Raw genomic sequence first — 8,160 nt, forward strand, 5'->3', positions numbered from 1 at the left:
TCAGAAAGAGAAATTCTTCAATGCGTCCGGCATGCCTTGTGCCATCGCCTGCTGTTCCTTGGCGGCGTAGGTGGCGGCGTCCCAGACTTCGAAATGGCTGCCCATACCGAGCAGCATGACTTCCTTGTCGAGCATGGCGGCACTGCGCAGTTCCGGTGCAATCAGCACACGGCCCGCGCCATCCATTTCCACGTCGGCGGCGTTGCCCAGGAAGATCCGCTTCCACCAGTGCGCATCCATCGGCAGTGCCGCGATACGGCTACGGAAGGTCTCCCACTCGGGGCGGGGAAAGAGCAACAGGCATCCATCCGGGTGCTTGGTCAGCGTCACCCGGCCTTCGGCCTGCTGTTGCAGCGCTTCGCGGTGCCTGGCCGGAATTGACATCCGACCCTTGGCATCGAGCGACAGCGCCGATGCTCCCTGAAACAAGCTATGCCCCCCGATTGCCGACGGCTTACGCGCCGTGCGGCAGGTCGAACCACCCTGTCCGGTCTGTTCGAATCATCGCAGACGCGGGCCGGTTGATCACACAAAAATACACTTCCTCACACTATTTCCCACTTTAGAGGAAGCGGTATAGCGGGTCAAGGCTCGCCATCGGGCGAAAAACGGGGTTTTTTGAATCAGAACAAAGACTTAGCGCGTTGACTTCACGCACCACGAAAGTGAATCCTTAATGAAATGAAGATCTTAGGGAGCAAAGCAGAGAAACCACCTGAGAACTGCCGAGGGAGGGACTGCCGACAACGCTGGGCGAATTCCGTTCCGCGCTGTCGCGAAGGATACAACGTTTTGCCGCGAGCCCCGATTGCACAAGGGCTCACGGGACTTTTCCACAGGCCGGGCGGGCAGCCGATCAGGTCGGCCGCCGGGATTCAGATGCGATAGGCGGTAGTGGTCATCACGCGCGAGGCGGCACGCATCAGCGCGCGTACCGGGGCGGGCAGCGGCAGGCCGCCGGCATCGCGCGCGGCGTCGCCGTGGCGGATCTCGTCGTCGCGCATCTGTTCGAGGATGGCGCGGCTGCGGCCATCGGCGGGCGGCAGTTGGTCGAGGTGGCCGGTCAGGTGATGCTCGACCTGGCGCTCGGTCTCGGCGACGAAGCCCAGGCTCACGCGGTCACCGGCGCGACCGGCCAGGAAGCCGATGGCGAACGCGCCCGCGTACCAGACCGGGTTCAGCAGGCTCGGACGCGAGCCGAGTTCGCGCAGGCGCTCGGCGCACCAGGCGAGGTGGTCTTCCTCCTCGCGCGCGGCGGCATCCATCTGCGCCCGCACCGGCGCGGTGCGCGCCGTGATCTTCTGCGCCTGGTACAGGGCCTGGGCGCAGACCTCGCCGACATGGTTGATACGCATCAGCCCGGCCACATGCCGGCGCGCCTCCGCGCTCAGTTCGTCCGTCTCCGGCGCGAGGCGGTCAGCCGGGTTCGGCCGGCCGGCCCGGGTCGCGCCCGCGATGGCGCGCAGCGCCACGTCGAATTCTCGGATCAGCGTATCCATGTCTGCGATGTCGTGTCGATTTCGGTCAATCAGTGATGCGTCAAGCTTCAAGCACCCGTTTGAGCGGCATTTCATGCCCCCGATCCGATCCCCCACCAATGGGGGAGACCGGGGCCGGCAGCGCCTCGGGATTTCCCCGCATTGTACCCGGCACCCGTCCGCACGCCCCCGGCGGCAAGCCGCGAGCAGCCCGCAACGCTACGCCGGGACTGGTTTTCCGTACCCAGAAACCCTGAGTTGTGAAAACAAGACAAGACGTTTACCTCAGGGTCAACAAAATGCGCGCTTTTGCTAGAGTGACCGACAGCTTCCATGGAAGTTAAGCGCAGAAGAGTGGAGAGAGGGCTCAGGAGGTTCTTCGGCGCTTCATCTAATAATTCTTAAGTGGAGATAACCCAGCATGAAAAAGTCGCTAATCGCGCTTGCCGCGATGGGCGCGTTTGCCAGCGCGGCAAACGCCCAGACGAGCGTGACGCTGTACGGCGTCGTGGACGTGCCGATCGAATATAACAACCACCTGGCACCGGGCTTCAACACCAATCCGGCGACGTGGGGCCCGAATGGCCGCCCGCCTTCGCTGGCCGGTGGCGGCAGCCGCGTCGGCCTGCAGACCGGCGGCGGCCTGTCCGGCTCGCGTTGGGGCCTGCGCGGCACCGAAGACCTGGGTGGCGGCCTGAAGGCGCTGTTCGTGCTGGAATCCGGTTTTGGCCTCGACGATGGCCGCTCGCAGCAAGGCGGCCGCCTGTTCGGTCGTCAGGCTTACGTGGGCATGCAGAGCGACAAGCTCGGCCGCCTGACCTTCGGTCGCCAGTACACGACGATGTTCGATATGTTCGCGAACTTCTCGCCGACCGGCTACGCCACGCTCTACGAACCGGTGGTGGCCCAGCTGGGTACCAACTTCCGTTCGGACAACACGGTCAAGTACACCGCCGTGTTCGGCCCGGTCACGGCCGAGGCGCACTGGAGCTTCGGCACCGGCGTGGCCGCCATCGGCCCCGTGCCGCTGGCCAACGCGGGGGCTGGCGAAGCCGCCGGCAACTTCAACAACAACGCGGGCGGCGGCGCCGGCCTGCTGTACCTGTCCGGCCCATTCGGCCTGACGGTGGCCTACGACGAATGGCGTCCCGCCACCACGATCGGCTCGGCGGGCAAGTCGCGCAAGATCGGCACGGCCGGCAGCTACACGTTCGGCCCGTTCAAGGCGATGCTGGGCTACCGCTACGGCCTGATCGAGGACAACGGCGGCAACACGCTCCAGCGCGACAACTACTACTGGGCCGGCCTGAACTACCAGGTCACCGCCCCGCTGGGCCTGACGCTGGCGTACTTCTATGACGACCTGAAGACGCTGCGCGCCTCCAACGCCTTCGTCGCCGACAACCCGGCCAACCCGTGGCAGGTCAGCTTCATCGCCGACTACAACTTCTCGAAGCGCACCGACGTCTACCTGACGGCCGGCTACGCCAAGAACTCGGGCCTGAACTTCGACACCTCGGCCGTGAGCTTCGCCAACGGCTACTTCATGCAACAGGGCAAGAACAGCCAGATCGGCGTGGCACTCGGTGTCCGCCACAAGTTCTGACCTGAGGCAGTTTGGGGAGGAAAGGCGCCTGCGGGCGCCTTTTTTCGTTTCCGTGGCATGGCGTGGCATGACCGGTAAGGGCTTCACCTCATCCGCGAAGTGGTGCTGGCAAGACTAGAATGGCCCCGAGACCGGAAGACCAGACAGCCGGCCGCCAACAGGAGACCCCTCATGCACCACCCCCGCCGGCGCGCCCTTGCGCTGCTGCTGTCCGCCGCCCTGGCTTCCCTCGCCCTGCCCGCGTCCACCGCGTTTGCCGCCGATCCGTACCCGAACAAGCCGATCCGCCTCGTGGTGCCCTTCCCGGCCGGCGGCACCACCGACATCCTCGCGCGGGCCGTGGCCGCCGAACTGTCCAAGCTGCCAGGCTGGAACGTGGTGGTCGACAACAAACCCGGCGCGGGCGGCAATATCGGCACGGACATCGTCGCCAAATCCGCCCCGGACGGCTACACCCTGCTGATGGGCACCGTCGGCACGCACGGCATCAACCAGTCGCTCTACGCCAAGCTGCCGTTCGATCCGATCAAGGATTTCGTGCCGATCACCGAGGTGGCGTCGGTGCCGAACGTGCTGGTGGTGAACCCGGCCTTCGCGCAGCAGAACAAGATCAACAGCGTGAATGACCTGATCGCCTACGCGCGCGCCAATCCGGGCAAGCTGAACATGGCCTCGAGCGGCAACGGCACGTCCATCCACCTGGCCGGCGAGCTGTTCAAGACCCAGACCAAGACCTTCATGGTCCACTTCCCGTACCGTGGCAGCGGCCCGGCGCTCACCGACCTGTCCGGCGGCACCATGCAGTTGATGTTCGACAACCTGCCCTCGTCGATGCAACTGATCAAGAGCGGCAAGCTCAAGGCACTGGCCGTGACCAGCGCCAAGCCGTCGCCGGCCCTGCCTGACCTGCCGACCGTGGCGGCGGCCGCCAAGCTGCCGAACTTCGAGGCCAGCTCGTGGTTCGGCCTGCTGGCGCCGGCTGGCACGCCAGGCGACATCGTCCACCGCATCCAGCAGGAAGTGGCCAAGAGCCTGGCCACGCCGGCCGTGCGGGAGCGCATGCTGGCCCAGGGCGCCGATCCGGTCGGCAACACGCCCGAGCAGTTCGCCGCGTTCATCCGGGCCGAAACGACCAAATGGGCGAAGGTGGTGAAGGACTCGGGCGCCAAGGTCGATTAAGGACGTCAACTGAGGGCGCCAACTAAGGGCGCCGATCCCCGGGGCATTGCACCAGCCCAGCGCATATACTTGAGGCATCAAACGTTTTGCCTGTCCTGGTATCGCAATGCCCACTTCGCCCACAGCCCACGCGGCGCCCCCGAGTGCCGACCTTGCGCCGGTAGATCTCGAGACCCGCGTCGGCGAGACCAGCCACGAGGCCTTGCGCCTCTGGCTGCGCCTGCTGACCTGCACCAACCTCGTGGAGGGCGACATCCGCTCGCGGCTGCGCCAGGAGTTCGCGGTCACGCTGCCGCGCTTCGACCTGATGTCCCAGCTCGACCGCCACCCCGAGGGCCTCAAGATGGGCGAGTTGTCCCGCCGGATGATGGTGACCGGCGGCAACGTCACCGGCATCACCGACCAGCTCCAGCAGGAGGGCCTGGTCACGCGCGAGGCGCTGCCCACGGACCGCCGCGCCTACCTGATCCGCCTGACCCCTGCCGGCCGCGAAGCGTTCTCGCGCATGGCCCGCGCGCACGAGGCCTGGGTGGAACAACTGTTTTCCGGACTGGCCGAGACGGACCGCCGCGCGCTGTTCCGCCTGCTGGGCCGGCTCAAGACCAGCCTTACCGGCTGAGATGCCATGAAAACCCTGTTCCGCCCGATCCTGACCCTTGCCACGGCCGCCGTGGCGGCAGCCTTGTCCGGCTGCGCCCCGACGTCACCAGCCGCCCCGCAGGTGGCGCCGCAGGTGACGCCCATAAACGCCACGATCAAGCTGGGCCGCGTGATCGAGAGGACGTACCTGACCCGTGTGGAGGTGCCCGATGGGGGCGGCTACCCCGGCTATGGCGTGGGCGTGGGAGCCGCCGGTGTCGGCGGCGGAGGCGGGCACGGCGGCGGCGCCGTGGGACTGGGATTTTCGATCGACCTGACGCAGCTGTTCAACCGCCGGCCGCCGCAGCAGATCGACCTGTTCCTGTACAAGGTGCAGGCCGCGGACGGCACTGTGGTGAACGTCAACGCGCCGGCGCTGGCCGGCCTGGAGCCGGGCGCCTGCGCCCGCGTGATCTATCCGGACGGCGCGCCCCAGCCGCTGATCGCGCCCTCGAACGAGTGCTGAGGGCACCCGGCTGATGGAAGCGGATGACGCAGCGGCTTATGCAGCGGATTACGCCGCCTTGCGGCTGTCGCGCAGTTCGCGACGCAGGATCTTGCCGACGTTGGTCTTGGGCAGCTCGGTGCGGAACTCGACGTACTTCGGCCGCTTGTAGCCGGTGAGCCGTTCCTTGCAGAACGCGATGACATCGGCCTCGGACAGCGCCGGGTCCTTCTTCACCACGAACAGCTTCACCACCTCGCCCGAATGCTGGTCCGGCACCCCGACAGCAGCCACTTCCAGCACGCCCGGGCACTCCGCGACCACGCCTTCGACCTCGTTCGGATACACATTGAAGCCCGACACCAGGATCATGTCCTTCTTGCGATCGACGATCTTGGTGTAGCCGCGCTCGTCCATGATGCCGATGTCGCCGGTCTTGAAGAAGCCGTCCGGCGTCATGACCTTGGCCGTCTCGTCCGGGCGATTCCAGTAGCCGGCCATCACCTGCGGGCCACGCAGGCAGATCTCGCCCGGCTGGCCGAGCGGCAGTTCGTTGCCGTCGTCGTCGCGGATCGACACCTCGGTGGAAGGCAGCGGCAGGCCGATGGTGCCCGAGAAGATGTCCGTGTCCGTGGGGTTGCAGGTGGCCGACGGCGAGGTCTCGGACAGCCCGTAGCCCTCGATGACCGGGCAGCCGGTCTTGGCCAGCCAGTTCTTGGCCACCGCCTCCTGCACCGCCATGCCGCCACCGTTGGCCACGCGCAGGCCCGAGAAATCGACCTTGCCGATGTCCGGATGGTTCAGCAGCGCGTTGTAGAGCGTGTTCACTGCCGGGAACATGTTGAACTTGTACTTCTGGAGTTCCTTGACGAAGCCCGGGATGTCGCGCGGGTTCGGAATCAGGATGCTCAGCCCGCCGCTGCGCATGCCCAGCAGGCAGCAGACCGTCAGCGCGAAGATGTGATACAGCGGCAGCGCGGTGATCGTGATGACCTGGTCGATCGGTGCGCCCTTGGCCAGCGCCGGCTGCATCCAGGCTTCGGATTGCAACACGTTCGACACAATGTTCCGGTGCAGCAGCGTGGCGCCCTTCGAGATCCCCGTGGTGCCGCCCGTGTATTGCAGGAAGGCGATGTCGTCCGGGCCGGTGTCCACCGGCTTCAGCGTCATGTTGGCGCCCTCGGCCAGCACGTCGTTGAAGCGCACGCAGTGCGGCAGCTCCCACGCCGGCACCATCTTCTTGACGTTGCGCACGACGAAATTGACCACGGCGCCCTTCACGGTGCCGAGCATGTCGCCCATGCTGGCCACCACCACGTGCTTCACCGGCGTGGCCGGCAGCACGGCCTGGAGCGTGGCGGCAAAGTTCTCGAGGATGACGATGGCCTCGGCGCCGCTGTCCTTCAACTGGTGTTCCAGTTCACGCGGCGTGTAGAGCGGGTTGACGTTGACCACCACGTAGCCGGCGCGCAGCACGGCGGCCAGCACCACCGGGTACTGGAGCACGTTCGGCATCATGATGGCCACGCGCGCGCCGGGGCGCAGGCCGCGCGACTGGAGCCAGGCCGCGAAGTGCCTGGACAGCTGGTCCAGCTCGCCATAGGTAATGGCGCGGTCCATGCAGATGAAGGCGCGGCGGTCGGCGTAGGTACGGAACGATTCCTCGAGCAACTGGGCCAGCGAACGGAACTGACTGGCGTCGATCTCTGCCGGTACGCCCGCCGGATAATGTTTCAGCCACAGCTTTTCCATACCGTCTCCTGAATTTCTGAATGATCGTTCGATTTTTTGGGAATGCTAAACGTGCACGCCCCGCCAGACAACACGTTAGACGAAGTCCTCCACCCACCGGAATCGTGAAATCGTGAATTATGCGCCACTCGGCGCGAGCCGCGAGGGAATACCCCTAGCGCCCTGTCACCCAGCGACGCTGCTGGCTTCGGCTCGCCCTCAGCTCGGCAGCACCAGCTTCATCATGTTTGACGCCAGCTCCTGGGCGAGGGTTTCCTCGTCCATGCGCCCGGGCTCGTGCCAGGTGTACATGAAGCCGATCACGCCGCCCATGGAATGCGCGGTCACGCGGGCATCCCCGAACGCGAACACGCCGGTGGCGCGCCCTTCCTCGAGCAGGCCGTAGAGGTCGCGGTAGAAATCGCGCGCCATGGTGTTGAGCCACGCCACGGTGTCCGGCTTCAGGTACTGGTTGTCGCGGAAACTCAGCGCCGCCGCCACGTGGCAGCGCACGCAGCGCCGCGCCATCTCCAGCAGGCAGGCGTGCAGGCGCTCGCGCACGGGCAGTGCCGGGTCGGCTGTCTCGCGGATCACCGGCAGGCAGGTCTGGGCCGACTCGCGGCACAGGATGTCGAAGATCTCGTACTTGTCAGCGAAGTAGTAATAGACCGCCGGCTTGGTCACCCCGAGCGCCCGGCACAGGTCGTTCATGGTCATGCCGGGGTAGCCCTTGGTGTAGAAGAGCTGGGCGGCGGCATCCAGGATCTGGCGGCGGCGCGCTTCCTGGCGCTCGGCAACGTGCGAGCGCGCCGGACCGTCGTCGGCCAGCGTGGCGGCTTCATCGGCGCGCGGCACGGCGCCGGTTTTCCTGGAGGGGGGTGGCATAGGGCAATTTTCTCATGCGGCGCGCGCTCCACCATCGGGAAACACGCGGCTTGACGGATTGGGCGGGAAGGCGGCGGGTTCTACCGCCCGGTATCGCCCTTGTCTGGGGATTGTGCCGACAGGGGCTTGGGCGGCGGAGGCTGCGGCGGCGGCGTGACCTCGGTGGCCGGGGGCGCCAGCCGGCGCAGCGCGGCGTC

Annotated in this window: 8 protein-coding genes; 4 read left to right on the forward strand and 4 right to left on the reverse strand. The window is 66.4% G+C overall.

The window, feature by feature from the left end:
- Together mraZ and coq7 are read right to left on the reverse strand one after the other, a co-directional pair.
- Window positions 1-429, reverse strand: coding sequence for a division/cell wall cluster transcriptional repressor MraZ (gene mraZ / locus KHO18_RS15385; protein WP_144201239.1), 429 nt, complete (start codon window positions 427-429; stop codon window positions 1-3).
- A gap of 446 nt (window positions 430-875) precedes the next feature.
- Complete coding sequence (gene coq7, locus KHO18_RS15390; protein WP_211943472.1) at window positions 876-1,499, reverse strand: 2-polyprenyl-3-methyl-6-methoxy-1,4-benzoquinone monooxygenase; 624 nt, start codon at window positions 1,497-1,499, stop codon at window positions 876-878.
- A 400-nt stretch (window positions 1,500-1,899) separates the two neighbouring features.
- Between coq7 and KHO18_RS15395 the strand changes: the two genes are divergently transcribed.
- From KHO18_RS15395 to KHO18_RS15410, 4 genes are all read left to right on the forward strand, one after another.
- The gene (locus KHO18_RS15395; protein ID WP_144201237.1) at window positions 1,900-3,084 is read left to right on the forward strand and encodes a porin; all 1,185 of its coding nucleotides are present in this window, start codon (window positions 1,900-1,902) and stop codon (window positions 3,082-3,084) included.
- A gap of 171 nt (window positions 3,085-3,255) precedes the next feature.
- Entirely contained in the window at window positions 3,256-4,263 is a 1,008-nt protein-coding gene (locus KHO18_RS15400; protein ID WP_144201235.1) for a tripartite tricarboxylate transporter substrate binding protein, read from the forward strand.
- Window positions 4,264-4,369: 106 nt separating this feature from the next.
- Complete coding sequence (locus KHO18_RS15405) at window positions 4,370-4,882, forward strand: MarR family winged helix-turn-helix transcriptional regulator (RefSeq protein ID WP_144201233.1); 513 nt, start codon at window positions 4,370-4,372, stop codon at window positions 4,880-4,882.
- Window positions 4,883-4,888: 6 nt separating this feature from the next.
- Window positions 4,889-5,368 carry a hypothetical protein gene (locus KHO18_RS15410; RefSeq protein WP_144201231.1) on the forward strand — a complete coding sequence of 160 codons (480 nt, stop codon included), beginning with the start codon at window positions 4,889-4,891 and terminating at the stop codon, window positions 5,366-5,368.
- Between the two features lie 48 nt (window positions 5,369-5,416).
- On the opposite strand, the gene KHO18_RS15415 is transcribed toward KHO18_RS15410, so the two are convergent.
- Together KHO18_RS15415 and KHO18_RS15420 are read right to left on the reverse strand one after the other, a co-directional pair.
- Entirely contained in the window at window positions 5,417-7,099 is a 1,683-nt protein-coding gene (locus KHO18_RS15415) for a long-chain fatty acid--CoA ligase (protein ID WP_144201229.1), read from the reverse strand.
- 198 nt (window positions 7,100-7,297) lie between these two features.
- Window positions 7,298-7,963 carry a TetR/AcrR family transcriptional regulator gene (locus KHO18_RS15420; protein WP_144201227.1) on the reverse strand — a complete coding sequence of 222 codons (666 nt, stop codon included), beginning with the start codon at window positions 7,961-7,963 and terminating at the stop codon, window positions 7,298-7,300.
- Between the last annotated feature and the right edge of the window lie 197 nt (window positions 7,964-8,160).

The organism is Cupriavidus campinensis, from assembly GCF_905397395.1.
GTDB classification, from domain to species: Bacteria; Pseudomonadota; Gammaproteobacteria; order Burkholderiales; family Burkholderiaceae; genus Cupriavidus; species Cupriavidus campinensis.